General features: G+C 71.1%; 20 protein-coding genes and 2 pseudogenes. 9 read left to right on the top strand and 13 right to left on the bottom strand.

The genetic code is table 11. The annotated features are described in order from the left end of the window. Positions 1 to 25: 25 nt before the first annotated feature. Positions 26 to 544 (bottom strand): MarR family winged helix-turn-helix transcriptional regulator, encoded by a 519-nt coding sequence (locus F9278_RS14455; protein ID WP_152168699.1) that lies wholly within the window; start codon positions 542 to 544, stop codon positions 26 to 28. Positions 545 to 656: 112 nt separating this feature from the next. Between F9278_RS14455 and F9278_RS14450 the strand changes: the two genes are divergently transcribed. After that, positions 657 to 1,640, top strand: coding sequence for an EamA family transporter (locus F9278_RS14450; RefSeq protein WP_152168698.1), 984 nt, complete (start codon positions 657 to 659; stop codon positions 1,638 to 1,640). A gap of 98 nt (positions 1,641 to 1,738) precedes the next feature. On the opposite strand, the gene pepN (F9278_RS14445) is transcribed toward F9278_RS14450, so the two are convergent. Then, a complete protein-coding gene (gene pepN / locus F9278_RS14445) occupies positions 1,739 to 4,318 on the bottom strand; it encodes an aminopeptidase N (RefSeq protein WP_152168697.1) in 2,580 nt (859 codons plus the stop codon). Positions 4,319 to 4,633: 315 nt separating this feature from the next. Between pepN (F9278_RS14445) and F9278_RS48160 the strand changes: the two are divergent. Both F9278_RS48160 and F9278_RS48155 read left to right on the top strand, forming a co-directional pair. Then, positions 4,634 to 4,777: pseudogene (locus F9278_RS48160) on the top strand (type II toxin-antitoxin system PemK/MazF family toxin); the annotation flags it as partial. Between the two features lie 22 nt (positions 4,778 to 4,799). Further along, positions 4,800 to 4,988: a type II toxin-antitoxin system PemK/MazF family toxin gene (locus tag F9278_RS48155; RefSeq protein ID WP_264300168.1), complete on the top strand. Its 189-nt coding sequence runs from the start codon at positions 4,800 to 4,802 to the stop codon at positions 4,986 to 4,988. A gap of 55 nt (positions 4,989 to 5,043) precedes the next feature. Here the strand turns inward: F9278_RS48155 and F9278_RS14430 are convergent, their stop codons facing one another. Beyond that, positions 5,044 to 6,063 carry an aspartate-semialdehyde dehydrogenase gene (locus tag F9278_RS14430; protein ID WP_152168696.1) on the bottom strand — a complete coding sequence of 340 codons (1,020 nt, stop codon included), beginning with the start codon at positions 6,061 to 6,063 and terminating at the stop codon, positions 5,044 to 5,046. Between the two features lie 358 nt (positions 6,064 to 6,421). On the opposite strand from F9278_RS14430, the gene F9278_RS14425 reads away from it, so the two are divergent. Both F9278_RS14425 and F9278_RS14420 read left to right on the top strand, forming a co-directional pair. Beyond that, complete coding sequence (locus F9278_RS14425) at positions 6,422 to 6,952, top strand: RNA polymerase sigma factor (RefSeq protein ID WP_404818882.1); 531 nt, start codon at positions 6,422 to 6,424, stop codon at positions 6,950 to 6,952. Between the two features lies 1 nt (position 6,953). Continuing rightward, a complete protein-coding gene (locus F9278_RS14420; protein WP_226966736.1) occupies positions 6,954 to 7,943 on the top strand; it encodes a hypothetical protein in 990 nt (329 codons plus the stop codon). A 111-nt stretch (positions 7,944 to 8,054) separates the two neighbouring features. Here F9278_RS14420 and F9278_RS14415 read toward each other — a convergent pair whose 3' ends face one another. Next, entirely contained in the window at positions 8,055 to 11,399 is a 3,345-nt protein-coding gene (locus tag F9278_RS14415; RefSeq protein ID WP_152168694.1) for a S8 family serine peptidase, read from the bottom strand. A 228-nt stretch (positions 11,400 to 11,627) separates the two neighbouring features. On the opposite strand from F9278_RS14415, the gene F9278_RS14410 reads away from it, so the two are divergent. The 3 genes from F9278_RS14410 to F9278_RS14400 all read left to right on the top strand — a co-directional run bounded on the left by F9278_RS14410 (position 11,628) and on the right by F9278_RS14400 (position 15,518). After that, positions 11,628 to 12,092: an NUDIX hydrolase gene (locus F9278_RS14410; protein WP_152168693.1), complete on the top strand. Its 465-nt coding sequence runs from the start codon at positions 11,628 to 11,630 to the stop codon at positions 12,090 to 12,092. A 327-nt stretch (positions 12,093 to 12,419) separates the two neighbouring features. Beyond that, positions 12,420 to 14,201, top strand: a complete 1,782-nt coding sequence (locus F9278_RS14405) for a TIGR03767 family metallophosphoesterase (protein WP_152168692.1) — start codon at positions 12,420 to 12,422, stop codon at positions 14,199 to 14,201. A 114-nt stretch (positions 14,202 to 14,315) separates the two neighbouring features. Further along, positions 14,316 to 15,518 (top strand): serine hydrolase domain-containing protein, encoded by a 1,203-nt coding sequence (locus F9278_RS14400; protein WP_193241479.1) that lies wholly within the window; start codon positions 14,316 to 14,318, stop codon positions 15,516 to 15,518. Positions 15,519 to 15,608: 90 nt separating this feature from the next. On the opposite strand, the gene F9278_RS14395 is transcribed toward F9278_RS14400, so the two are convergent. From F9278_RS14395 to pepN (F9278_RS14385), 3 genes are all read right to left on the bottom strand, one after another. Then, entirely contained in the window at positions 15,609 to 16,076 is a 468-nt protein-coding gene (locus F9278_RS14395; protein ID WP_152168691.1) for a hypothetical protein, read from the bottom strand. 182 nt (positions 16,077 to 16,258) lie between these two features. Continuing rightward, the gene (locus F9278_RS14390; protein ID WP_152168690.1) at positions 16,259 to 17,320 is read right to left on the bottom strand and encodes a hypothetical protein; all 1,062 of its coding nucleotides are present in this window, start codon (positions 17,318 to 17,320) and stop codon (positions 16,259 to 16,261) included. Between the two features lie 336 nt (positions 17,321 to 17,656). Further along, entirely contained in the window at positions 17,657 to 20,263 is a 2,607-nt protein-coding gene (gene pepN / locus F9278_RS14385) for an aminopeptidase N (protein WP_152168689.1), read from the bottom strand. Positions 20,264 to 20,424: 161 nt separating this feature from the next. On the opposite strand from pepN (F9278_RS14385), the gene F9278_RS14380 reads away from it, so the two are divergent. Continuing rightward, positions 20,425 to 21,090, top strand: a complete 666-nt coding sequence (locus F9278_RS14380; protein ID WP_152168688.1) for a mycothiol-dependent nitroreductase Rv2466c family protein — start codon at positions 20,425 to 20,427, stop codon at positions 21,088 to 21,090. 42 nt (positions 21,091 to 21,132) lie between these two features. Here the strand turns inward: F9278_RS14380 and F9278_RS14375 are convergent, their stop codons facing one another. The 6 genes and pseudogenes from F9278_RS14375 to F9278_RS14350 all read right to left on the bottom strand — a co-directional run bounded on the left by F9278_RS14375 (position 21,133) and on the right by F9278_RS14350 (position 25,990). Next, a complete protein-coding gene (locus F9278_RS14375; RefSeq protein WP_152168687.1) occupies positions 21,133 to 21,366 on the bottom strand; it encodes a hypothetical protein in 234 nt (77 codons plus the stop codon). A gap of 138 nt (positions 21,367 to 21,504) precedes the next feature. After that, positions 21,505 to 21,864, bottom strand: a pseudogene (locus tag F9278_RS14370) (superoxide dismutase); the annotation flags it as partial. A 31-nt stretch (positions 21,865 to 21,895) separates the two neighbouring features. Beyond that, positions 21,896 to 22,846 (bottom strand): TauD/TfdA dioxygenase family protein, encoded by a 951-nt coding sequence (locus tag F9278_RS14365; RefSeq protein WP_226966735.1) that lies wholly within the window; start codon positions 22,844 to 22,846, stop codon positions 21,896 to 21,898. Between the two features lie 11 nt (positions 22,847 to 22,857). After that, positions 22,858 to 24,264 (bottom strand): LLM class flavin-dependent oxidoreductase, encoded by a 1,407-nt coding sequence (locus tag F9278_RS14360; protein WP_152168686.1) that lies wholly within the window; start codon positions 24,262 to 24,264, stop codon positions 22,858 to 22,860. Next, on the bottom strand, positions 24,264 to 25,073 hold the full coding sequence (locus tag F9278_RS14355; protein WP_152168685.1) for an ABC transporter ATP-binding protein: 810 nt from the start codon (positions 25,071 to 25,073) through the stop codon (positions 24,264 to 24,266). The genes F9278_RS14360 and F9278_RS14355 overlap by 1 nt, the downstream gene beginning before the upstream one ends. Further along, a complete protein-coding gene (locus F9278_RS14350) occupies positions 25,049 to 25,990 on the bottom strand; it encodes an ABC transporter permease (protein WP_404819011.1) in 942 nt (313 codons plus the stop codon). The genes F9278_RS14355 and F9278_RS14350 overlap by 25 nt, the downstream gene beginning before the upstream one ends. Positions 25,991 to 25,995: the final 5 nt, after the last annotated feature.

Raw genomic sequence — 25,995 nt, 5'->3', positions numbered from 1 at the left:
TCCGGCCGCCGTCCGGGCCGCTCCTCTACGCCCCCGTCCCCACCACCAGCGTCCTCAACAGGCCGGCCAACTGGCCGGCCTGTTCGTCGTTCAGCGGGGAGAGCGCCTCGGTCTGGATGGCGAGCCCCGCGGCCACGGCGTCGTCGACGAGACGCAGGCCCTCGTCGGTCAGGGTGACCTGGAGGGCGCGGCGGTCGTGCGGGTCGGGGGAGCGGCGGAGCAGATCCGCGCGTTCGAGCTTGTCGAGGCGGCCGGTCATCCCGCCGGTGGTGAGCATCAGGGTGGCGGAGAGTTCGCGGGGCGAGAGCGTGTACGGCTCGCCGGACCGCCGCAGGGTCGCGAGCACGTCGAACTCGCCGCGCGAGATCCCGAACCGCGCGTACGCCTTCTCCATCCGGTCGCCGAGCGTCCGTGCGAGCCGGTTGACGCGGCCGAACACCTCCATCGCGGTGGTGTCCAGATCGGGCCGGGCGAGCGCCCACTGGTCGATGATCGCGTCGACGGGGTCGCGAAGGGGCCGGTCGGGCTCGGGGCGCGCGTTCATGGGGTGAGTATCGGCCGCCGACGGGTCGGCCGCAAGAAAGTGGCTTGACGGAAAGTTGCTTAGCGTTAAGCTAATTGCAAGCAAGCTAATCGAGTCGCGAAGGATGCGCCCCATGACCGCGCCCACCCCGCTCACCGCGCGCGCCACGCCCACCGCGGGTCGACCCCCTCTCATCGCCCTCACCGCGCTCGCCCCCATCTCCTGGGGCACCACCTACGCCGTGACGACGGAGTTCCTGCCGGCCGACCGCCCGCTGTTCACGGGCCTGGCGCGGGCGCTGCCGGCGGGGCTGCTGCTTCTGGCGCTCTCGCGCAGGCTGCCCAGCGGGGTCTGGTGGGGGAAGGCCGCGGTGCTGGGCGCGCTGAACATCGGCGCCTTCTTCCCGCTGCTCTTCCTCTCCGCGTACCGGCTGCCGGGCGGTATGGCGGCGGTCGTCGGCTCGGTCGGCCCGCTGTTCGTCGCGGGCCTGGCGACCGTGCTGCTGGGGGAGCGGCCGACCGTACGCACCCTGCTCACCGGGATCGCGGCGGCGCTCGGCGTCAGCCTGGTCGTCCTGAAGGCGGCGGGCGCGCTGGACCCGGTCGGCCTGGTCGCGGCGCTCGCCTCCACCGCCTCCATGTCCACCGGCACGGTCCTGACCAAGCGCTGGGGCCGCCCGCCCGGCGTCGGCCCGCTCGCCCTCACCGGCTGGCAACTGACCGCCGGCGGCCTGCTGATCGCCCCGCTCACCCTGCTGATCGAGGGCGCGCCCCCGGCCCTGGACACCCGGGCGATCGGCGGCTACCTCTACCTCGCCCTCGCCAACACCGCCGTCTCCTACTGGCTCTGGTTCCGGGGCATCGGCCGCCTCTCCGCCACCCAGGTCACCTTCCTCGGCCCCCTCTCCCCCCTGACCGCCGCCGTCGTCGGCTGGGCGGCCCTCGGCCAGTCCCTCACCCCGCTCCAACTCCTCGGCATGACCATCGCCTTCGGCGCGACGGTCCTCGGCCAACTCCGGCCACACCGCACACCGCCACGGAACGACCGCCCACTGGCGGCACCACGCGGCACGGCACACCGGCCGACGCCGACCGTCCGGCGCCCGTCCGGCGCCTGACGTCGCCCCGGCCGACCGGCACGGAAAGGGGGCGCCCGGTGACATCACCGGGCGCCCCCGTCATACGCCGGGTGGCGTGGTCGTGCGGGCGGTCCTCGCTACGCCGAGGGCGCCGCCGCGTCCGCCGCCTGGGCCCTCAGGGCGCGTTCCACGCCCGAGCGGGACTCCGAGACCAGACGGCGCAGGGCCGCGGTGGGCTCGGCGCCGGTCAGCCAGGTGTCGGTCTTGCGCAGGGTGTCGGTCGAGACCTGGACGGTCGGGTAGAGGCCGATGGCGATCTGCTGGGCGATCTCGTGGGAGCGGGACTCCCAGATCTCCTTCACCACCTCGAAGTACTTGTCGGTGTACGTGGCGAGCAGATCGCGCTGATCGGTCTGGACGAAGCCGCCGATGACCGCTTCCTGGAGGGCGTTGGGCAGCTTGTCCGACTCGACGACCTGGGCCCAGGCCTCCGCCTTGGCCTCGGCGGTCGGGCGGGAGGCACGGGCCGTGGCCGCGTGCCGCTCACCGGCGGCCGTCCTGTCCCGCCCGTACTCGCCGGCGATCTCCGCCTCGTCGTACCGGCCCACCGCCGCGAGCCGCTGCACGAAGGACCAGCGCAGCTCGGTGTCGACGGCGAGGCCCTCGATCGTCTGCGTGCCCTCCAACAGGCCCTCCAGGAGGTCCAGTTGCTCGGGGGTGCGGGCGGTCGCGGCGAACGCGCGGGCCCAGGCCAGCTGGTGGTCGGAGGCGGCCTCGGCGGCGCGCAGATGCGCGAGCGTGGCGTCCGTCCAGCGGGTCAGCAGCGCCTCACGGGCCGTCGGGTCGGCGTACAGCTCGACCGCCAGCTTCACCTGGCGGTGCAGGGACTGCACGACACCGATGTCCGACTCCTTGCCGATGCCGGAGAGGACCAGGGACAGGTAGTCGCGGGTCGCCAGCTCCGCGTCACGTGTCATGTCCCAGGCCGAGGCCCAGCACAGCGCGCGGGGGAGGGAGGCCTCGAAGTCGCCGAGGTGCTCGGTGACGAACGCGAGGGACTGCTCATCGAGGCGGACCTTCGCGTAGGAGAGGTCGTCGTCGTTGAGGAGGACGACCGCCGGGCGGCGCTTGCCCACCAGCCGCGGTACGGCGGTCAGTTCGCCGTCCACGTCCAGCTCGACGCGCTCGTCACGGACCAGCTTGCCACTGGCCTCGTCCAGTTCGTACAGGCCGACCGCGATGCGGTGCGGGCGGAGCGTCGGCTCGCCCTTCGCGCCCGTGGGCAGCGCCGGGGCCTCCTGACGGATCGCGAAGGCCGTGATGACGCCCTCCCCGTCCGTCTCGATCTCCGGGCGCAGGACGTTGATGCCCGCCGTCTCCAGCCACGCCTTCGACCAGGCCTTCAGATCGCGGCCCGAGATCTCCTCCAGGGAGCCCAGCAGATCGGACAGTCGCGTGTTGCCGTACGCGTGCGCCTTGAAGTACGCCTGCACGCCCCGGAAGAACTCGTCCTGGCCGACATAGGCGACGAGCTGCTTCAACACGCTCGCCCCCTTCGCGTACGTGATGCCGTCGAAGTTGACGAGGACGTCGTCCAGGTCGTTGATCTCCGCCATGATCGGGTGCGTGGACGGCAGTTGGTCCTGCCGGTACGCCCAGGTCTTCATGGAGTTGGCGAACGTCGTCCAGGAGTGCGGCCACCGCGAGCCCGGCGCGTCGGCCTGGCAGGCGATCGACGTGTACGTGGCGAACGACTCGTTCAGCCAGAGGTCGTTCCACCACTCCATCGTCACCAGGTCGCCGAACCACATGTGGGCCAGCTCGTGGAGGATGGTCTCGGCGCGGACCTCGTACGCGGCGTCCGTCACCTTCGAACGGAACACGTACTGGTCGCGGATGGTCACCGCGCCCGCGTTCTCCATCGCGCCCGCGTTGAACTCCGGCACGAACAGCTGGTCGTACTTCTTGAACGGGTACGCGTAGTCGAACTTCTCCTGGAACCAGGCGAAGCCCTGCCGGGTGACCTCGAAGATCGCGTCGGAGTCCAGGTGTTCGGCGAGGGACGGCCGGCAGTAGATGCCGAGCGGCACGCTCTGCCCGTCCTTCTCGTACACGCTGTGCACGGAGTGGTACGGGCCCACGACGAGCGCCGTGATGTACGTCGAGATACGGGGCGTCGGCTCGAACACCCAGACGTCGTCCTTGGGCTCCGGCGTCGGCGAGTTGGAGATGACGGTCCAGCCGGACGGGGCCTTCACGGTGAACTGGAAGGTCGCCTTCAGATCCGGCTGCTCGAAGGACGCGAAGACGCGGCGGGCGTCCGGGACCTCGAACTGGGTGTACAGATAGGCCTGGTCGTCGACCGGGTCGACGAACCGGTGCAGACCCTCACCGGTGTTGGTGTACGCGGCGTCGGCCACGACCCGCAGGATGTTCCGGCCCTGCAGCAGGCCCGGGAGCGCGATCCGGGAGTCCGCGAAGACCTCCGCCGGGTCCAGCGCGTCGCCGTTGAGGGTCACCTCGTGGACCGCCGGGGCCACCAGGTCGATGAAGGACGCCGCGCCGGTCTCGGCGACATCGAAGCGCACCGTGGTCACGGACCGGTAGGTGCCGCCCTCCTGCGCGCCGGAGAGGTCGAGATCGATCTCGTACGAGTCGACGCTGAGCAGCGCCGCCCGCTGCTGAGCCTCGTCGCGGGTCAGGTTTGTGCCAGGCACGCGGTCATCTCCTCGGTATGTGTGGGTTGCGCCATCCTTCCATGGGGTGGGGGTGTGCGGGTATGTAGTACCGACGGGCCTCATCAGTAGCATTCTTGGTATGAAGATCAGCGTCAGTCTGCCCCAGGAGGATGTCGCGTTCGTCGATGGGTACGCGGCTCGGAAAGGACTGTCCAGGTCCGCCGTGAATACGTGTCGCCGTCCAGTTGCTGCGCGAGTCCGCTCTGGAGGAGGACTACCTCGCGGCCTGGGACGAGTGGTACGCGAGCGGAGACGCGGAACTGTGGGACCGCATGGCAGGGGACGGTCTCTCCGATGCGTCGAGGTGACATCTACCTGGCTGATCTGGCGCCGGTCGTCGGCAGTGAGGCGGACAGGAAGCGTCCGGCGGTCCTCGTCACCAACAACGCAGCCAACCGCATGGCCGGCCGAGCGGGGCGTGGGGTCTTGGCGGTGGTGCCGGTGACCTCCGACATCTCCCGTGTCTGGCCCTTCCAGGTCCGCCTGCGCGCTGCGGACTGCGGCCTGCGGCCTGCGGAAAGACTCCAAGGCGCAGTGCGAGCAGATTCAGGTGCTGGACCTCTCACGGTTCGGCCATCGGATCGGCGTCGTACCGCCGCACGTGCTCAAGGAGATCGACCGGGCCCTGCGGCAGCAACTGGCCCTCTGACCACGCAAAGGGGCGCCCCCGGCATCCGGGGGCGCCCCTTCCGCGTACCGACCGCCTACTTCTCGTTCAGCTCCGCCGCCACCAGCTCCGCGATCTGGACCGCGTTCAGCGCGGCGCCCTTGCGGAGGTTGTCGTTGGAGACGAAGAGGGCGAGGCCGTGTTCGACCGTCTCGTCGGCGCGGATACGGCCCACGAAGGACGGGTCCTGGCCGGCGGCCTGGAGGGGGGTCGGGATGTCGGAGAGGGCCACACCGGGCGCGCCGCCGAGCAGTTCCGTCGCGCGCTCCACCGGGATCGGCCGGGCGAAGCGGGCGTTGATCTGGAGGGAGTGCCCGGAGAAGACCGGGACGCGGACACAGGTGCCGGAGACCTTGAGGCCGGGGATCTCCAGGATCTTGCGGGACTCGTGGCGGAGCTTCTGCTCCTCGTCCGTCTCGTGCAGACCGTCGTCGACGATCGAACCGGCGAGCGGGATGACGTTGAAGGCGATGGGCCGCTGGTAGACACCGGGCTCGGGGAAGTCGACCGCCGAACCGTCGTGCGTCAGCTTCTCCGCGTCGCCCGCGACCTTCTGGACCTGGCCGTGCAGCTCCGCGACGCCCGCGAGACCGGAGCCGGAGACCGCCTGGTAGGTGGCGACGACCAGCGCTTCGAGGCCCGCCTCGTCGTGCAGCGGACGCAGCACCGGCATCGCGGCCATCGTCGTGCAGTTCGGGTTGGCGATGATGCCCTTGGGGCGGTCGGCGATCGCGTGCGGGTTCACCTCGGACACCACGAGGGGCACCTCGGGGTCGCGGCGCCAGGCGGAGGAGTTGTCGATCACGACCGCGCCCTGCGACGCCACCTTCTCGGCCAGCGCCTTCGAGGTCGCGCCGCCCGCCGAGAACAGCACGATGTCGAGGCCGGAGTAGTCGGCCGTCGCCGCGTCCTCGACCGTCACCCCGTCGATGACCGAACCGGCGGAACGGGCGGACGCGAACAGACGCAGCTCGCGCGTCGGGAAGTCACGGTCCTTGAGGATCCTGCGCATGACCGTGCCGACCTGACCGGTGGCTCCGACGATTCCGACCCTCACGGCGACTCCTTTTACGTGGCTTGTGTGTGTCTGCGGCGTGACCGAGGCGTTTCCATCATGCGGTCAGTCCCGGCCCGCGTGTCCAATCCTTTGACCGGAACGTTCGAGGGACGGGACGCGACCGCCCCCGGCGGCGGAGCCGCTTCTATGGCCTCCACCCCGGCTGAGCTGGAGAAATTCGCCCCGTGACGGCCCCGTACCGCAAGCTGTGCTGCCTCGACCCTGCCCACGGCACCCGGGTGCACGCGAAGGTGTGACGTACGCCTCCGCGTCCGACCGGGAAGTCGGGCCGGGCCGGCCGAACGTTTCGGGCCGTGCCGGCGTCGTAGGGGAAACGCGGGAGGGGGGAGGGGTGGCTGTGCTGCGCAGAAAGGCGCGCCACGTCGAGGGGGTCACGGAGGCGGACGACCCACTGGACGCGGCCCAGGAACGGCGGGTGCGGGCCGTGCTCGCGCTCGGCGGTGTGCCGCAGTCGGACCTGCTGGACGGGGTGCAGCAGGTACGGCTGCGGCTGCTGGAGCGGGCCGCGAGCGGCCGGGAGGCACCGCGGGACGTGTCCGCGTGGGCGGCGGTGGTGGCCTCCAACCTGGCGATGGACTGGCATCGCGCCAAGCGGCGCCAGGAACGCCTGGGCGAACGGCTGGCCTCGCTGCGCCAGCACGAGCACCCCTCCGGCGAGGACTCCAGCGTGCTCTCGCTCGCCGTCGCACGGGGCCTGGACGAACTGCCCGACGCCCTGCGCCAGGTCCTCGTCCTGCGCTTCTACGCCGACCTGCCGGTCCGTGGGATCGCCGACGAACTGGGCATCCCCGAGGGCACGGTCAAGAGCAGGCTCCACTCGGCGGTCCGCGCGCTGCGCACCCGCCTGCACGAGGACGAGGTGGTGTGACGTGTCCGCCCAGGAAGAAAGCCGACACGACGCCGGGCACGAGACTCCGACGTACGACGGACCCACCTCCGACGGCTCCGCCCTCGACGAATCCCCCCTCGACGAATCCCCCCTTGACGAATTCACCTTCGACGAGCCCGACTTCGACGGCCCCCTCCACTCCGGTATGGACGCGCTGATGGCGGCCCTGCTGGACGAACCGCTGTCCGAGGAGGCGCTGCGGGACGGCGAGTTCGTGGCGGCCCGGGACACCGCCGCCGGGGACATCGCGCTGCTGCGGGAGCAGCTGGGGCTGATCGGTGACGCGCTGGCGGCCACGGGACAGGAGGCCGCGGCCGGGGGTTCGGCGGGGCGACCCGTGGCCGCGCGGCCGGGGGACGCGGCCGGTGCCCAGACGGACCCCGGGCGGGTGTCCGGGCCCGCGGCGGCCCCCACCGCGTCGGTGACACCCCTGTCGCCGCGGCCGTCCCGCGCCCGGCGCGCCCTGAGGATCACCTTCGGCACCCTCGCCGCCGCCGCGGCGGCCTCCGTCGTCCTCGGCATCGGCTGGGTCGTCGTCCAGACCGGCGGCGGGGCGAACGGGACGTCGTCCGACTCGGGCGCCGCCAGCAAGTCGGACGGCGGGGCACAGCGCGACGAGAGCGCGGACACCGACTCCGGCCTGCTCACCGAGGAGGGGTACGTCGCCTGCGCCCGGCTCATCGTCGAGGGCACCGTCACCGGGGTCGAACCCGTGCCCGGGGCCGCGCACGACCGGATCACGGTCGAGGTGGACCGCTGGATCAAGCCCGGCGAGGGCGAGAAGCGGATCGACTTCCCCATGGCCCACGACGTCGAGCCCCGGCTGCGGCAGGGCGACCACGTCCTCGTCGGCATCCCGGAGGACAGCGCGCAGCCGGACATCTGGACCACGACGGAGTCGGAGATCGCCCGCGACCGGGCCTGGATCGAGGAGGCGCTGCCGGGCTCGAAGGGGCTGGGATGCGAGTGACCCGCTGAGGCGGGAGGACCGGACGACGGAGGGGCGGGTGTCCTGCCGGACACCCGCCCCTCCCCTTCACTCACGCACCACCGGAGTACTTACCGGAGTACTACCGGCGCACTACGGCGTGACCTTCTCGATCCGTACGCTGCCGGTGCCCGCCGCGGTGCCGCGCGCGTTCACCAGCTGGACCTGGCCGAAGAACTCCCGGCCGGCCGGGGCCTCGGCCGCCGCGACGACCTCACCGGAGACGGTGGCCGTCGCGCCCGTGCCGAGCTTGACGGCGGTGTCCGCGACCTTGATCCCGCCCAGTGCGGAGGAGAAGAACACATCGCGGTAGTCGTACGCGGTCGACCCGGACGGCACCGCGTAGCCGACGACCTCGACGGTGTACGTACCGGCGGCCGGCTTCGGGATGGAGACGGACTCCTCGGAGTCGCCGTCCGCCTCGAACGCCACCTGGGTGCCCTCGGCGTCGTACACGTACAGGTCCAGGTCGGCGCCGGTGTCCGCCGTGTTGCCGATGGCGACGTCCAGGGAGTCGGCGCCCGCGGGCACCTCGACCGTGGAGGTCTGGGTGACACCGGTGGCGATGGTCGGCCGGTCGCTCTTGGCCGAGCCCAGCGGGCCGCCCGTCAGCTTGCCGTCGACGGGGGCGAGGTCGTTGGTGACCTTCCAGGAGGCGGCGGTCGGGGTGCCGACCTTGGCCTCGGGCACGGTCACGACCTCCGGGTCGAAGCTCGCGCCGTACACCGAGAAGTCCAGCTTGAACGTGTTGTCGAGCACCGGGGAGGTCCGGCGCGACTCGACCTCGATCTCCCAGACGCCGGGCTGCGGGTCGGCGTACGCGCGCACGTCCGGCCGGCAACCGCTGCCGTCGAGGTAGTTGCTGTAGCAGTACGGCGAGCCGGTGTCCTCGACCGCGGTGCCGTACGGGTGGTTGGCGATGAAGCGGGTCTGGCTCTTGTCCTTCAGCCCGCTGATCGCGACCTCGAGGGTCTTGGCGCCCTCGGGGACGGTGATGAAGTACGACTTGAAGGAGTTGCGCTGGACCGTGCCGGACGCCGAGTGGGTGTACTTCAGCGGCGCGGAGACGACCACCGTGTTGAGGACCTGACGGTCGATGCCCTCGGTCTTCGGGTCGTCGATCTCCAGGATCGCGCTGGTGAGGCCCGCGTCCTTCGGCTTGGCGGCGATCTTCACGGTGACCGGCACGTTCAACGGCAGCGAGACCGAGTGGGAACCGACGATCCGGAACGGGTGGTGCCCGTTGTTCTCCAGGCGCAGCCGGTGGCGGATCGCCTTGTCGGCGCCGGAGGTACGGGTGATGGTCACGTCGTACGTCTTCTGCTGCCCGACCTCCAGGCCGCCCTCGCGGTCGTAGACGCCGGTGCCGAAGCCCGGGGTCTTCAGCGCGAAGTCGATCGCGGTGTCGACCGGGGCCTTGACCGCGTACTCGTGGGCCGTCGCGCCCGCCTTGACCGACTTCCACGCGTCGACGATGTCGATCAGGCCCGCGCCCTCGGCGTACGCCTGGACACCGTCGATGTGGTCGGCGGTCGAGGTCAGCGCGGTCCGCAGCTTCAGGGGCGTCAGGTCGATGCCCTTCTGCTTGGCGGCGCTGAGCAGCAGCGCGGAGGCGCCGGCGGCCTGCGGGGAGGCCATCGAGGTGCCGTTCAGCATCTGGTAGCCGGCCGGGAGCGTGTAGCCGGCCTCGGGGGCGATGAAGCCCGGCAGCCAGGTCTGCGTGGTGTTGACGGCGGCGCCGGGCGCCACCAGGGTCGGCGTGAAGCCGCCGTCCTCACGCGGGCCGCGCGAGGAGAAGTTGAACAGCTGGTAGTCCTTGGTGACCTGCGAGCCGTAGTTGGAGGCCCAGGTCTCCTTGGAGATCGCCGCGCCGACCGAGATGACCTTGTCGGCCAGGCCGGGGTCGCCGATGGTGTTGGCGCCGGGGCCCTCGTTGCCGCCGGCGATGACCAGCTGGACGCCGTAGGTGTCGATGAGGCGGGTGTAGAGCGCGGCGCGCGCGTTGTTGCCGTCGTTCAGCGCCGGGAGGCCGCCGATGGACATGTTGACGATGTCCACGCCACGGTTGACGACGAGGTCGATCATGCCCTCGGTGAGCGCCACGTTGGAGCAGCCGGGGCCGAACTGGCAGGCGCGGGACGAGACGAGCTTCGCGCCGGGCGCGGCACCGTTCATCCTGCCGCCGAACAGCCCGTTCGCGGCGGTGATGCCGGCGACGTGGGTGCCGTGCTCGCTGGAGATGAGACCGATGTTGACGAAGTCGGCCTTCTTGCCGACCCAGTCGCCCCCGAAGGGGTCCATCGGGACGTCCTTGCGGAACTCGACGACGAACGGCTGGCGTTCGGCGACATCGGTCGACGGGTCGTCGGTGCCGAAGTAGCCGACCTGGTAGCCGTCCTTGTACGGCTTCATCGGCCGGTCGTCGGTGAAGTCGAAGTTCTGGTTCACGTCGACGGTGACCGTGCCGGCCGCCGCGTCGTAGAGCACGCCCCACGCGTCGGTGGTGTCGCCGTCCCGGTTCACGTCACCGGCGGCGTCACCGGCCGCCGTGACGGACTCGCGGAAGGTGTTCACCGAGTACGTGCCCGAGGGCGCGGTCCAGGTCCGGCCGCCGAAGGTGAACGTCGGCCCGGAGACCGAGTTCGTCATCGGGCGCCAGCTGCCGTCGCCGTCGGTGATCGGGTCGGTGGACGTCACCCAGTCGACGATCTTGCGCTCGCCGGTGGTGGTCTTCCGCAGCGCGGGGTGCGCGAGGTCGACACCGGAGTCCAGGACGCCGATGGTGATGCCCCGGCCGTCCGCCTTCGGGTTCTGCTTCACGAAGTCGACGGCGCCCGTCTCGAAGGACGGGTTGTACGGGTTCTCGGCGGGGGTGTTCTTGTCCGGCGCCGGGTACGTCTTGGCGACCGTGGTCTGCGTCTTCGCGCCCTCGGCGGTGTCCGCGGCCGGCGAGGGGTCGTCGAGGACGATCTGCTGGCGCAGGTCGATGCCCTGCACCGAGGAGAGCTTCGCGGCGGCCGAGATGGCCGAGTCGGCGCTCTTGGTCGGGACCGTGGCGCGGACGTAGCCGAGCTTGTCGTAGGTACGGCCCACTGAGCCGCCCTTGACCGAGTCCAGCTGCTCGGCGACCTGTTCGGTCCTGCCGGGCGCGGTGGCGATCATCATCGTGATGTTCTTGTCGCCGTCGGCCTTGGCCTCGGCGAGCAGGTCGGCGTCGGTCGCGCCGAGCTTGTCGTGCGCGGACTTGACACCGCCGTCCGCCGGGACGACCGCTGAGGGTACCTCCCACGCGTTTGGCCGTGGGGGAGGGTCGTCCGCCGAGAAGGCCATGGGTATCGGTCCTGCCGCGGAGAGCGCGGCGACGAGTCCCGCGGCCACGGCTACGCGTGCCACGCGTCTCGCACCCGGCCGGGGGCCGGGGTGGGGGGTGAGGGTCATCAGCGTCCCTGTGGGTGAGATTCAGGTGAGAACGAACATTGATGATCCGAGCGGCGGTTTCGGATCGGTCCGGTCCGTTATGCGATACCGGATGATCGCTCAGCCTTACCGAAGTGACACATGTTTGGGGAGTGTTGACCGAGGCGGAATTGTGTCATGGCGTAAACCCGCCACCGATGCGGTCGCCGTCGGCCGCGCCTGAGCGGACATTTTGGCTAACGTCTGGTCATGCGCGAGGAGTTGAGAGTGGCGGCCTACGCCGTCTGCGTCCGCGACGGACACCTGCTGCTGGCCCGCTGGGTCTCCCCGGACGGACGCGAGAAGCGGTGGACCCTGCCCGGCGGCGGCATGGAACACGGCGAGGACCCGTACGACACGGTCGTCCGCGAGGCCACCGAGGAGACCGGCTACACCATCACCCCCACCACCCTCCTCGGCATCGACACCAGGCGCCACCACCACCCCCGCCGCCTCGGCGCCGCCGTCGACTTCCAGGCCCTCCGCATCGTCTACGAGGCCCACATCACCGGCGGCGACCTCCGCCACGAGACGAACGGCTCCACGGACCTGGCCGCCTGGCACCCCCTGGACGAGATCCCGGCCCTGGACCGCGTGGACCTGGTGGACGCGGCTCTGGGCCTGTGGAGGGAGCGCCCGGAGAACGGCCACCTGCAACCACCGGTGTCCGCTTAGGGGCGCGGGGAACCGCGCGAACAACCACGACGCACCCGCACTCACGGCACCACCGAAGCCCCCACGGCGAACAGGTGCCCTACCCCGCCAGATGAACAAGGAGTGACCGACTCCCTTCCCTCCCCCTCACATTCGGGAACCCCCAGTGAACGCCCCCGTACCCGAAGATCCACGTACGGTGATCGGCGCCACCCGTTGCGACGTCGTTAACGTCCAGGCCACCCCGGCTGCCAAGCATCAAGGAAGAGCGGGAACCCCACTCCGGCCCCCACCGCGGAGCGGCCCCGCGACCACTTCCGACGCGTTCGCACTCGGGGAGACCGCGCCATGTCGCGCATACGCTCAGTCGCTGCCGCCGCCACCAACCCTGACCGCCGGGCCTTCCTCGCCGCCACCGGCGCGGTCGGCCTCGCCGCGGGGGTCGGCTTCGCCCTGCGGCCGGAGACCGACGCCCACGCCGCCACCACCGCCGCCGACCGCGCCGCGGCCACCGAGGTCCCCCTCGCCAACCTCTCCAACAGAGAGGCCCCGGCCGCACCCCTCGCGCCCTACACCCGAGGCACCACCCTCGCCTCGGCCGCCGCCCCCCGCAACTCCTCCGGCTACCGCCGCCTCGGCGGCGGCCCGGCCTGGAAGCGGGTCGTGCGCGGCGACCTCGCGACCCCCAAGTCCGGCCGCGAGAACCGCCGTACGGCACTGGCCTCCTTCGTGCAGTTCACCGACCTGCACGTGGTCGACGTCCAGCACCCGCTGCGCTACGAGTACCTCCGCGCCCAGACCGCCAGCGCCTGGCGCCCGCAGGAGGCGCTGTCCGTGGCCGGCGCGGTCTCGCTCGTCGAGCGGGTGAACGCGCTGCGCGGCGCCCCGGTGACCGGCTCACCGCTGCACTTCGTGATGACGACCGGCGACAACACCGACAACAACTCCAAGACGGAACTGGACTGGTTCCTGAAGGTGATGAGCGGTGGCCGCGTCACCCCCAACTCCGGTGACCCGCGCCGCTACGAGGGCGTCCAGAACTCCGGCCTGAAGCTCTACTGGCAGCCGGACGCGGCCCTCCGCGACGCCGACAAGCAGCTCGGCTTCCCCCGCCTGAACGGCTTCCTGGCCGCCGCGATCCGCGAGGTCAACAGCCCCGGCCTGAACGTCCCCTGGTACTCCACGGTCGGCAACCACGACTCCCTCCCCGGCGGTTGCTACGCCCCCGGCGACTCCTGGTTCGCCGAGTTCGCCGTCGGCGGCAAGAAGTTGATGACCCTGGACGAGCAGGTCGGCAAGGCCATCTGGGACAACGTCAAGAGCGGCGGCGACCCCCGGGGCGCCGAGTGGAAGGCCATCCTCAAGGCCCAGGCGAAGAAGATGCGTGCGGTCACCCCGGACGAGAACCGCGCCCCGTTCACCCCGCAGGAGTACCTGAAGGCCCACCTGGACCCGGCCCACACGGGCCCCGGCCCGGTCGGCCACGGCTACTCGAAGGCCAACCTGGACGCCCGCACCCAGTACTACGCCTTCCGCGTAGCCGACGACGTCATCGGCATCAGCCTCGACTCCACCGACCCCGGCGGCCACTACGAGGGCTCGCTCGGCACGGCTCAGCTCAAGTGGCTGGACAGCACGCTGAAGGAGGCGGCCAAGGACGGTTCGTACGCCGTCGTCTTCAGCCACCACACCAGCAAGTCGATGCGGAACCTGCGCAAGGACCCCGCCCGCCCCACCGAGGCCCGCCACGGCGGCGACGAGGTGCTCGCCCTGCTCGGCCGCCACCGCTCCGTTCTGGCCTGGGTGAACGGCCACAGCCACCGCAACCGCGTCACCCCGCACTCGGCGGCGAGCGGCGGCTCCTTCTGGGAGATCTCCACGGCCTCCCACATCGACTTCCCGCAACTCGCCCGGGTCATCGAGCTGGTGGACAACAAGGACGGCACGCTCTCCCTCTTCACCACCCTGATCGAATCGGCCGCCCCGCACGCCACGAACTTCACGGACCTCTCGCAGACCGGCCTCGCCGCCCTCTACCGCGAGCTGTCCTACAACGCCCCCGGCCGCCGCGACACGCTCACCGGCACGGCCGGCGACCGCAATACGGAGCTGGTCCTCCGGAAGGGCTGAAAACGGCTCAACGGCCGCGGACCGCTCAACCCGGCGCGGACCACCGGTGTCCTGTCCCCAGACCGAACCGTTCTCGGAACAGCCGAGAACGCCGGCCGAAGGGGGAACACCCACATGCCCGCACGCCCGCCCCGCCCCACTCACACGCCCCGCACCTCCCGCTCGTCCCGCTCGATCCGTACGACTCTGCTGGCGGCGACCGCCGTGGCCGCCGCGCTGGCGCTGGCCGTCCCGGCGGTGGCGGCCGTCCCCACCGCCGCTCCGGGGAGAGGCGACCACGCCGCCACCCGGAAGGCGCTGGACGCCAATGTGAAGGACGGAGTCGTCGGCATCGCCGCCCAGGCCAAGGACGAACACGGCGTCTGGAAGGCCACCTCGGGCGTCGGCGACCTGAAGACGGGCGAACCGCGCTCCGCCCGCGACCACTTCCGCGTCGGCAGCATCACCAAGACCTTCGTCTCCACCGTGCTGCTGCAACTGGAGGCCGAGGGCGGGCTGTCCCTGGACGACAGGGTGGAGAAGTGGCTGCCGGGCGTCGTCCGGGGCAAGGGGCACGACGGCCGCGAGGTGACGCTGCGCCAACTCCTCAACCACACCAGCGGAATCGCCGAGTACACCTCGGACGACCGGTTCGTGAAGGACGTCTTCCTCGCCGAGGGCTTCTTCAAGAACCGCTACCGCACCTGGACCCCGCGCGAACTGGTCGGCATCGCCATGAAGCACAAGCCGGACTTCGCCCCCGGCACCGACTGGAGCTACTCCAACACCAACTACGTACTCGCCGGCATGGTCATCGAGAAGGCCACCGGACACTCGTACGGCCACGAGATCCGGGCCCGCGTCATCAAGCCCCTCGGCCTGACCGACACCGAGGTCCCCGGCACCGACCCCACCCTCCCGAAGCCGCACAGCCGCGCCTACTCCAAGCTCGCGGAGACGACGGACGGAAAGACCTACGACGTCACCAGGTTCAACCCCTCGGCGGCCGGCGCCGCCGGCGGGATGATCTCCGACGCCGACGACCTCAACCGCTTCTACTCGGCGCTGCTGCGCGGCAAGCTCCTCCCGAGGAAGCAGCTCGCCGAGATGAAGAACGTCATCCCCGTCGACGGCGAGAACGGCGGCTACGGCCTCGGCCTCATCACCTACGAGCTCTCCTGCGGCGTCCAGCTCTGGGGCCACAGCGGCGGCATCCACGGCTCCCTCTCCGAAACCGCCACCACCGCCGACGGCCGCCACACCCTCACCTTCAACTTCAACGGCGACTGGACGGGCGACAGCCTGTCGATCGTCGAGGCGGAGTTCTGCGAGAAGTAGGAGGAACCGGCCGGGGCCGCGCCGAGGAGGCGGCGGGCGACGGCGGAAGGGGCCCGGCCATGGGTGGCCGGGCCCCTTCCGGCCGCTGGCTCAGGCCCAGGTCCACCTGTCGTCCGAGCATGTCCGGTGGGTGCCCTCGACGATGCAGACGCGGACGCCCAGGAAGGTCTCCTCGGGCATGTTGTCGGTCTCCCACAGGGAGCAGTGGGGCGCGTTCATGCCCCGAGTGGTGGCCATGGTCTGCCAGGAGCCGCCCTCGAACTTCCGCTGGACCTCGATACCCTTGCCGTCGGCGTACTTGTCGCACGCCTGGAACGCGTCTCCGGGGACCGGGTTGACGAGACCGTGCGGGTCGGCGTTGAAGACGCCGTAGCCGCGGAAGGTGCCGTCGCGGTGCAGGTCGATCTCGATGTCGTCGTTGCCCTCGGTCCAGTACACCCACTGGTCGGCCGCCATCGCCGGCGCGTTGGCGAGCAGCACCATCCCGAAGGCCGCCCCCACCGCGAGCCCGCCTCTGGCCACGGACCGGAGTGCCTGTCTCTTCAGCTGCTTCTTCATCTTTCCCCCTGATGAGTCGAACAACAGTCCCGCCGCGCGAATGATCGACCGGCGGGTGATCGGGGACCTTACCCGGACCGCCCGACTCCCGGGAAGGTGAATTCCTCCTGTACGCATGAGGAGGGGCCGCCGAAGTGATCGGCGGCCCCTCCTCTCCCCTCCTGGTGGTCCGGGTTACCCGATTACCGGGGAAGCACCACGACATACGCGGCCGGGTCGCGGTCGCACGACGCCATCAGGGCGGTGCGGACGACGGTCGCCTGCTGCTCCAGGGAGTCGCGGAGCTTGCCGGGGGTGACATGGACGACGGTGATGCCGAGCCGCTCCAACATCTCCCGCTTGCGGGCGTACTCGGACCACAGCGCGTCGTCCTCCTGGCGCGGCGCGCGGGTGTCCAGCTCGACCGCGACGGCCTGCTCCGGCCAGTACGCGTCGAGACCGCCCAGGTGGGGGCCGCCGGGCAGCCGGAGGTCCACGTTCCAGACCGGGTCGGGCAGGGCGTACTCGCGGACCATCCGGTACAGCCGGTCCTCCGCGATGGCCCGCCCCTCGGCGACCAGCGAGTCCACGGCGTCGGCGACATGCGGCCGGCTCAGCAGCCGCGCCCGCGTCAACTCCCTGACGACAGCGGCCGGTTCCGTGTGACCGCCGCGCACCGCCTCCGTCAGCAGCCGGCGTGCGGCACCCGCGTCGGAGAGTTCCGCGACCGCGTCGGCGAGGGCGCGCGGCACGGGGGCGACGGGCAGGCCGGTCACGTACGACGGGGCCGGCATGGCCGGGGTGCGGACGATCCGGGCGCAGCCCACGGTCCGCAGCCGGCGCAGACGCGGGACCAGGACGTCGATCACGTCCAGGGAGGGGAGCGGGGGAGCGGACGTGAAGCCGTGCAGCGTCAGCGCGGCCAGGCCCGTGATCACCGCGTCCGGGTAACGGGGCGTGGGGCGGGGCTCGTCCGCGTTCGGCTGGGCCGGGACACCGGCGACACCGGTGGCCGTCTCGCGGAACGGTGAGCGGGCCGCGTACGACAGCACCGCGTGCAGCCGCTCCTCCGAGGTGGGCGGGCCCGGGTGCAGCAGGAACACACCCGGCAGGATCTGCTGCCAGGAACCACCGGGCCGGCACTGCTCGTTCGTCTCGGCCGCGGTGACACCCTGCGCGCGCAACTGCGCGGCCGTCAGCACCCGGCGCGTGACGTCCGAGAGGCGACGGAGGGGGCGGGGGGAGAGCGGGGTGTTGTGGGTCATGACCCGGAGGTTCCCGCTCCGGAGCCGCCCATGAACCTCTGTTACACGCCCGTCGACAAACCCGGACAAGACCGCACTAAAGTACGTGCGTTCGACTGCCGATACCCGCTGGTCCGTACGGGGATCAGAAAAGGTTACGGCTCCGATTACCCGAATTCCGTAACCCGTAACCGGGCGAGGACATGACGGATGAGCCGCCGTAGCCGCGGGCAGTCGTGCCGCTGGGGGCGGTGGGGGAGGGTGGGCGCAGCGGCACCCGGCAAGCGCCGGTGAGCGCACCCGACCCCCGCCCAGCGGCAGCCGCCGGGTGCGCGACACACAAGACCTCAGCCGCACTTACCGCCCGGCCGCCCCGTCACACTCCTGCCCCCGCAACCCCCGAGCCAGATCGTCCCGAGCCTCGATCACCAGCCTCCGCAACGCCGGCGCAGCCGCCCCGTGCGAGGCCAGCCACGCGTCCGTAGCCTCCAGCGTCCCGGGAGAGTCCTGGAGCGACGGGAACAGCCCCCGCACCACATCCATCCCGATCTGGATGGACCGCTCGGCCCACACCCGCTCGATCACCTCGAAGTACTTCGCGGCGTACGGCGCCGTCAACTCCCGCTGCGACGGCCGGGCGAACCCCGTGATCGTCGCCTCGACCAGCGCGTTGGACAGCGTGTCCGACTCCACGACCGAGGCCCACGCCTGCGCCTTGACCGCGGCGGACGGCCGCGCCGCCAGACACCGCACCTGATGCCGCTTCCCGGAGGCCGTGTCGTCCCGCGCCAACTCGGCGGCCAGCACCCGCTCGTCGGCCACCCCGAACGTGGCCAGCGGCTCCAGGAACGCCCACCGCAGCTCCTGGTCGACGTCCAGCCCGTCGATCCTCTCGGTCCCGGCCAACAGCCCCTGCAACACGGCGAGATCGGCCTCACTCGACGCCACCGAGGCGAAGAAGCGGGCCCACGTCAGCTGATGCTGGCTCCCCGCCTCGGCCGCCCGCAGCTCCCGCAGCGCCCCCTCCGCCAGCAGCCGCGCCCCGGGCTCCCGCCACCCCGGTGCCGCGTAGTGCGTGAGCGCGGAGTTGGCCCACGCGTGCAGCATCTGCAGCACCCCGATGTCGGACTCCCGCCCGGCGAACCGCAGCACGAGGTCGACGAAGTCCCGCGCCGGGAGCAGCGCGTCCCGGGTCAGGTTCCACAGCGCCGACCAGCACAGCGCCCGCGCCAGCGGGTCCGTGATGTCCCCGAGCCCGGCCCGCAGGGTGTCCAGCGACCCCGTGTCGAACCGGATCTTGCAGTACGTCAGGTCGTCGTCGTTGACCAGCACCAGCGCGGGCGCCTCGGCCCCGGCCAGCTCGCCCACGACCGTACGCGGCCCGTCGACGTCCACCTCGGCGCGCGCGTACCGCTCCAACGCGCCGGAGCCGTCCCCGCCGGACCGCCGGTACAGACCGATCGCCACCCGGTGCGGGCGCAGTTCGGGGTGGTCCGCCGGGGCAATGGGTGCCGCCTCCTGCACCACCGCCAGCTCGTCGATCCGGCCCTCGGAGTCCAGCAGCACCTGCGGGGTGAGGGAGTTGACGCCCGCCGTCTGGAGCCAGGCCCGCGACCAGGACACCATGTCCCGCCCGCTGGTCTCCTCCAGGACCGACAGCAGGTCGCCCAGCCTGGTGTTGCCGTACGCGTTCCGCTTGAAGTAGCGCCGGGCGCCCTCCAGGAAGGCGTCGCGCCCCACGTACGCCACCAACTGCTTCAGCACGGAAGCGCCCTTGGCGTAGGTGATGCCGTCGAAGTTCAGCTTGGCGTCCTCCAGGTCACGGATGTCGGCCGTGACGGGGTGGGTGGAGGGCAGCTGGTCGGCGCGGTAGGCCCAGGACTTGCGGTTGTTGGCGAAGGTCACCCAGCCGTTGGTGAAGCGGGTCGCCTCGACCATCGAGAAGGACCCCATGAAGTCGGCGAACGACTCCTTCAGCCACAGGTCGTCCCACCACACCATGGTCACCAGGTCGCCGAACCACATGTGCGCCATCTCGTGCAGGATCACGTTGGCCCGCCGCTCGTACGACGCCCGCGTCACCTTCCCCCGGAAGATGAACTCCTCGCGGAACGTGACCAGTCCCGGGTTCTCCATCGCGCCGAGGTTGTACTCGGGCACGAACGCCTGGTCGTACTTCCCGAAGGGGTACGGGTAGTCGAAGTGGTCGTGGAAGAAGTCCAGGCCCTGCTTGGTGATCTCGAAGACGTCGTCGGAGTCGAAGTAGGGGGCGAGACCCTTGCGGCACATCGCGCCGAGGGGGATCTCCAGCCGCGTACCGTCCGCGAAGGTTCGCTCGTACGTGTCCGTCACATAGTGGTACGGGCCCGCGACGACCGCCGTGATGTACGTCGAGATCGGCTTCGTCTCCGCGAACCGCCACACCCCGTCCGTCCGCTCGCCGACGCCGTTGCTCCACACGACCCAGTCCTCGGGCGCGCGCACCTCGAAGCGGAAGGGCGCCTTGAGGTCCGGCTGCTCGAAGTTCGCGAAGACCCGGCGGGAGTCCGCCGGCTCGTACTGCGTGTAGAGGTAGACCTCGCCGTCCTCGGGGTCGACGAAGCGGTGCAGGCCCTCGCCGGTGCGGGAGTAGGCGCACCGGGCGTCGACCACCAGCTCGTTCTCGGCGGCCAGGTCGTCGAGGGTGATCCGGGAACCGTCGAAGACCTCGCTCGGGTCGAGGTCCTTGCCGTTGAGGGAGACGGCCGTCACACTCGGCGCGATCAGATCGGCGAAGCTGCCGGCGCCCGGGTCGGCGCAGCGGAAGCGGATCGTCGTCACCGACCGGAAGGTGCGCGGCCCGCCACCGGGGCCACCGGAGTCGCCGACGGCGGACCGCAGATCGAGGGAGACCTCGTAACCGTCGACGGACAGCAGTGCGGCCCGCTCCCGGGCCTCGTCGCGGGACAGATTCTCACCGGGCACGGGCGGTACTCCCTCGGGGTGGTGTTCAGCAGGTGTTCAGTATGCGGACAGGCCCGATCCTGTCATGCGCCTCTGACGGCGGGCAGACGGGAATGCGACGCCAGGCCGTCGGTGTTGCCAGCTGAGACGAGTGCCCCAGAGCCCGCTTCCCGAGGAGAACCATGTCCGAGCAGACCTCCGCCACGCCCTCCGGCAAGACCCCCGTCGACTTCTGGTTCGACCCGCTGTGCCCCTGGGCCTGGATGACCTCGCGCTGGGTCCTGGAGGTGGAGAAGGTCCGGGACATCGAGGTGCGCTGGCATGTGATGAGCCTCGCCGTGCTGAACGAGCCCAGGATCGACGAGCTGCCCGAGGAGTACCGCGAGCTGCTGGCCACCAAGGCCTGGGGCCCGGTACGGATCGTCATAGCCGCCCGGCAGGAGCACGGCGCCGAGGTGCTGGGCGACCTCTACACCGCGCTCGGCACGCGTATCCACAACCAGGGCGAGGGCCCCGAGAAGGAGACGGTCGCCGCCGCCCTGAAGGATGTCGGCCTCCCCGAGTCCCTCATGGACCACTGGGACTCCACCCCGTACGAGCCGCAGCTGCGCGCCTCCCACAAGGAGGGCATCGACAAGGTCGGCCAGGACGTCGGCACCCCCGTGATCGCCGTCCCCGGCGCCGACGGCGAGCAGATCGCCTTCTTCGGCCCCGTCGTCACCCCCGCCCCCCAGGGCGAGGAAGCCGCCAAGCTCTGGGACGGCACCCTCCTCGTGGCCTCGGTCCCCGGCTTCTACGAGCTCAAGCGCACCCGCACCAAGGGCCCGGACTTCAGCAACCTGATCTGACCGACACGGCGCTGGGGCCGGCGACAGGGGCGGACCGGAGGGTCATTCCTTCTTGTCCGGCAGGCGCTTGGTGAGCGCGAAGTGCTTCTCGACCGAGTGCCTGCGCAGATTGAGGCAGATCCTGCCGTCGGGGAGACCGTTGACGCACTTGTAGAAGTCGTCCCCGATCCGGTTGCCCAGCTGACCCTCCAGCCACTTCTTCTCGTCGGGGGTCAGGGGCTCGTGGAGTTCCCGGGAGCGGCACGTCTGGCAGGTGAGTGTCTTCGGCTTCGGCATTGCGCAACGATCCACTGAAAGTCCCTTAAACCGGAAGACCCCCGCGAGTCACATCCTCGCGGGGGTCTTCCTCTGTGCCGCCTGCCCGGTGAAGGTTGAGAAGACGATCACGAGCAGGGCGTCCGGGGCGGGACGGCCTCAGGGGGTCAGCAGGAGGACGTCCGCGCGGGACTTGGCGGCCTCGTGGCGGCGGGCCGCGTCCTGCCAGTTGACGACGGCCCACACGGCGTCGATGAAGTCGACCTTCTGGTTCCTGTACTGGAGGTAGAAGGCGTGCTCCCAGGCGTCGAAGACCAGGATCGGGGTGGAGCCCTGGCCGACGTTGCCCTGGTGGTCGTAGACCTGCTCGACGATCAGACGTCCGCTCAGCGGCTCGTAGGCGAGGACGCCCCAGCCCGAACCCTGGGTGGTGGCGGACGCCTTGGTCAGCTGCGCCTTGAACCTGTCGAAGGAGCCGACAGTCTGGACAGCCCCTCCACACCCGTGGAGGGGCTGTCCGCTATCCGGACGCGACCGGCGCCTGCTGTGCCTACGCGGCTACGGAGGCGGCCTCCTCCCGTACGGCGACGGACGCGGCCTCGGGCGCGGGCCGCACGGCCACGGACGTGTAGTGCGAGGCGTCCCCCTCGATGGAGTGGCTCTCCCTGCCCTCGATACCGGCCGGCACGTCACCGGCGACGGTCACCCGGTGCAGCCGGCGCGGCAGACCGTCGTAGTTGTCGATGGCGTAGTGCTGGGTGACGCGGTTGTCGAAGACGACGAGCTGGTTCTCCGACCAGCGGTGGCGCAGCACGTTCTCCGGCCGGGTCACATACGACTGGAGCAGGTCGAGGATCTTGCGGGACTCACCGAGCGACAGGCCCACGATCCGCTGCGCGAACCCGCCGATGAACAGCCCGCGTTCACCGGTCAGCGGATGGACGCGGACGACCGGGTGGGCCGTGCGGTACTTGATCGAGGTGAACAGGGCGCGCTGTTCGGCCTTCTCCGCGTCGATCTCCTCGTCGGGCACCGCGTAGTCGTAGTCGTTGGTGTGCTCGGCCCACAGCCCGTCGGCCAGCCGGCGCAGCGGCTCGGGCAGATCCCGGTAGGCCGCCGCCGAGTTGGCGATCAGGGTCTCGCCGCCGTACGGCGGGATCGTGATGCTGCGCAGGGTGGTGGCCTGCGGCGGGTTGAGGACGAAGGTGACATCGGTGTGCCAGTGGTTGGCGCGCCCCCGCTCGCTGTCCACGGGCAGGACGTTGGCGGCGCCGTCGACGGCGGCGACCGTCGGGTGGGCGGTGGTGACGTCGCCGAAGTGGCGGACGAAGGCCTGGTGGGACTCGTCGTCGAGGTTCACGTCGTCGAAGACGAGCGCCTTGTGGACGTTGAGGGCCTCACGGAGAGCGGCGACCGTCTCCTCGTCGAGGGGCTTGGAGATGTCGACGCCGGAGACACGGGCGCCGATGTTCGCGGTGACCTTCTGGATCTCGATGGACATGGTCGGTCCTTTCAGACGAGGGCGGGCGCGGACGAGGACGAGGACGAGGACGAGGGCGCGGATGCGGGCGCGGATGTGGACGCGGGGGCGGGCGGGCCGACATGCTGGTTGGCGGGGCGCGGGAGGCCGTAGCGCTCCCGCAGGGTCCGGCGCGGGCCGTACTCCTCGCGCAGCAGACCCCGGGCGCGCAGCAACGGGACGACCTGGTCGACGAAGGCGTCGAGGCCGGACGGCAGGACCGCGGGCATGATGTTGAAGCCGTCGGCCGCGCCCCCGGTGAACCAGGCCTCGATCTTGTCGGCGACCTGCTCGGGCGTCCCGGCGAAGGTGAGGTGCCCGCGCCCGCCGCCCAGCCGCCCGATCAGCTCCCGCACGGTCAGCCGGTCGCGCCGGGCCAGCTCCACGACGAGCGTGTAGCGGCTCTTGGCCCCCTCGATCGCGCTCTCCGGCGGCAGATCGGCGGGCAGCTGGGCGTCCAGCTCCAGGGAACCGGCGGGCAGTTGCAGCAGCCGCTCCAGATTGCCCACCCCGTGCGTGTACACGATGTGGTCCTCCAGCACCTGCTCGGCGGCCCGCGCCTCGGCCTCCGTCGACCCGAGGACGGGCACGATCCCGGGCAGCACCTTGATGTGCCCGGGGTCCCGGCCGGCCGCGACCGTACGGGCCTTGAGGTCGGCGTAGAAGGCCCGAGCGTCCTTGATGGTCTGCTGCGCGGTGAACACGGCCTCCGCGTACCGCGCCGCGAACGTCTTGCCGTCCTCGCTTGACCCCGCCTGCACCAGCAGCGGATAACCCTGCGGCGAGCGCGGGACGTTGAGCGGGCCCTCGACACGGAAGTACGTGCCCTTGTGCCGGGGCGGATGGATCTTCGTGTCGTCGCCCCAGACCCCGGAGGCCTTGTCGGCGACGATCGCGTCGTCCTCCCAGCTGTCCCAGAGCTTCAGGGCCACGTCGAGGAACTCGGCGGCCCGCGCGTACCGCTGGGCGTGCGCGGGCTCGGCGTCCAGCCCGAAGTTGCGGGCGGCCTCCGCGCCCGCGGTGGTGACGATGTTCCAGCCGGCCCGGCCGCCGCTGAGGATGTCCAGCGAGGCGAACTTGCGGGCCAGGTTGTAGGGGGAGTTGTAGGAGGTGGAGGCGGTGGCGATCAGCCCGATGTGCTCGGTGGCCGTCGCCAGCGCGGTCAGCAGCGTCAGCGGCTCCAGGGCGCCCGCCGGGCGCTGGCCGACACTGCCCCACAGCTGCGGACCGTCGGCCAGGAACAGCGAGTCGAAGGTGCCCCGCTCCGCGATCCGGGCCAGCCGGACGTAGTGGTCCAGCTCGACATGCGCGTACGGGTCGGACTCCGGCAGCCGCCAGGAGGCCTCGTGGTGGCCGGTGTTCATCAGGAAGGCGTTGAGGTGGAGCTGTCTTGACGTCATCAGTGGTCCTCTTTCACCCCGAGCGCGGCCAGCAGCCGTTCGCGGTACTCGCCCAGCAGCGGGTCCCGGTACGAGCGGGGATGCGGCCGGTCGATGGTCAGGTCGAGGCCGATCCGGCCCTCTTCGAGCACGAGGACCCGGTCGGCGAGCACGATCGCCTCGTCGACGTCGTGGGTGACGAGCAGCACGGAGGGCCGGTGCCGCTCCCACAACTGCCTCAGCAGGGTGTGCATCTTGATCCGGGTGAGCGCGTCCAGCGCGCCGAACGGCTCGTCGGCCAGCAGCAGTTCGGGCTCACGGACCAGGGAGCGGGCCAGCGCCGCGCGCTGCGCCTCACCGCCGGACAGCTCGTTCGGCCAGGCCCGCTCACGGCCCTTGAGGCCCACCTCGGCGAGGGCCTCCCGTCCGCGTGCGGCGGCCTCCCTGCCCTCCGCGCCGAGCAGTACGTTGTCGAGGACCCGGCGCCAGGGCAGCAGCCGGGAGTCCTGGAAGACGACGGACACCCTGCTCGGCGCGGCGAGCCGGCCGCTGCCGACCACCTCGTGGTCGAGCCCGGCGACCGCCCGCAGCAGTGTGCTCTTGCCGGAGCCGCTGTGCCCGAGGAGGGCGACGAACTGCCCGGCGGGGATGTCGAGGTCGACCCCGTCGAGGACCTTGCGCCCGTCGAACGACCGGGTGAGTGCCCGCAGTTGTACGGCGGGACGGTCGGCGACGGCCGTGGCGGCGGACGCCGAAGCGGACGTGTCCGGGGTCGTGGCCTTCGGCGATTCGGGCCCGGTGGCCGTCAGCCGCTCAGTGTGCGTCGCCATGACAGCACCCTCCGTTCGATGAGACGGACCGCGCTGTCGGAGACCAGGCCGAAGATCCCGTAGACGACCAGGCCGACGAGGATGACGTCGCTCTGGCCGTAGTTCGTGGCCTGGAACATCATGTAGCCGAGTCCGTTGGTGGCGTTGATCTGCTCCAGCACGACCAGGCCCAGCCAGGAGCCGGTCACCCCGAGCCGCAGGCCCACGAAGAAGCCGGGCAGCGCGCCGGGGATGACGATCTGCCGGACGAACTGGAACCTCGACAGGCCCTGCACCTCGGCGAGTTCGACGAAACGGCTGTCGATCCCGGCCAGCGCGGCATGCGTGTTGAGGTAGATCGGGATGTACACGACGATGGCGATGATCGCGATCTTGAAGGTCTCGCCGATGCCCAGCCAGAGGATGAACAGCGGGATCAGACCCAGCGTCGGGATCGCCCGGTTGAGCTGGACCGTCCCGTCGATCAGCGCCTCGCCGGTCCGGCTGAGCCCGGAGACCAGGGCGAGCACGATCCCGGCGGTCAGCCCGATCGCGAACCCGGAACCGGCCCGCTGGAGCGAGGTCAGGATGTCCGTCGGCAGCGTCCCGGCCGTCCACAGCCGTACGCCCGCCTCCAGCACCGTCCAGGGTGCCGGGATCGCCGCCGGATCGAGCTGTTCGGCGGCGGAGGCGGCGGCCCAGAGGGCGAGGAACAGCACCGGCCCGACGAGCCGGGCGGCGGGCAGCCGCTTGCCGGGGGAGAGCCGCCGCCTGCGGACCTGCGCGTTCCCCTCGACGGCGCCGACGGCGGTCCGGTCGACCGGGGCGGCGTCCGTGGCGGCCTCGGTGGCGGTGGCGTCGGCGCCCTCGACCGGGGTGGCGTCGCTGGCTTCGGCGTCGGTGGCCGCGTCTCCCGCGGCCGTGGCACTCGTGGTCACGGCGC

The sequence above is a fragment of the Streptomyces phaeolivaceus genome, assembly GCF_009184865.1.
Classification (GTDB): domain Bacteria; phylum Actinomycetota; class Actinomycetes; order Streptomycetales; family Streptomycetaceae; genus Streptomyces; species Streptomyces phaeolivaceus.
The sequence above is the reverse complement of the archived record's forward strand: the minus strand, read 5'-3'. Positions and strand labels throughout refer to the sequence as shown.

Bases quoted from the DNA above. Each gene is read 5' to 3' on its own strand.
- F9278_RS14365 (WP_226966735.1), bottom strand. From the start codon at position 22,846: ATGTCCATCGAGATCCAGAAGGTCACCGCGAACATCGGCGCCCGTGTC.
- F9278_RS14390 (WP_152168690.1), bottom strand. From the start codon at position 17,320: ATGACCCACAACACCCCGCTCTCCCCCCGCCCCCTCCGTCGCCTCTCG.
- F9278_RS14375 (WP_152168687.1), bottom strand. From the start codon at position 21,366: ATGCCGAAGCCGAAGACACTCACCTGCCAGACGTGCCGCTCCCGGGAA.
- F9278_RS14410 (WP_152168693.1), top strand. From the start codon at position 11,628: ATGCGCGAGGAGTTGAGAGTGGCGGCCTACGCCGTCTGCGTCCGCGAC.
- F9278_RS14355 (WP_152168685.1), bottom strand. From the start codon at position 25,073: ATGGCGACGCACACTGAGCGGCTGACGGCCACCGGGCCCGAATCGCCG.
- F9278_RS14405 (WP_152168692.1), top strand. From the start codon at position 12,420: ATGTCGCGCATACGCTCAGTCGCTGCCGCCGCCACCAACCCTGACCGC.
- F9278_RS14380 (WP_152168688.1), top strand. From the start codon at position 20,425: ATGTCCGAGCAGACCTCCGCCACGCCCTCCGGCAAGACCCCCGTCGAC.
- F9278_RS14455 (WP_152168699.1), bottom strand. From the start codon at position 544: ATGAACGCGCGCCCCGAGCCCGACCGGCCCCTTCGCGACCCCGTCGAC.
- F9278_RS14400 (WP_193241479.1), top strand. From the start codon at position 14,316: ATGCCCGCACGCCCGCCCCGCCCCACTCACACGCCCCGCACCTCCCGC.
- F9278_RS14395 (WP_152168691.1), bottom strand. From the start codon at position 16,076: ATGAAGAAGCAGCTGAAGAGACAGGCACTCCGGTCCGTGGCCAGAGGC.
- F9278_RS14360 (WP_152168686.1), bottom strand. From the start codon at position 24,264: ATGACGTCAAGACAGCTCCACCTCAACGCCTTCCTGATGAACACCGGC.
- F9278_RS14450 (WP_152168698.1), top strand. From the start codon at position 657: ATGACCGCGCCCACCCCGCTCACCGCGCGCGCCACGCCCACCGCGGGT.
- F9278_RS14415 (WP_152168694.1), bottom strand. From the start codon at position 11,399: ATGACCCTCACCCCCCACCCCGGCCCCCGGCCGGGTGCGAGACGCGTG.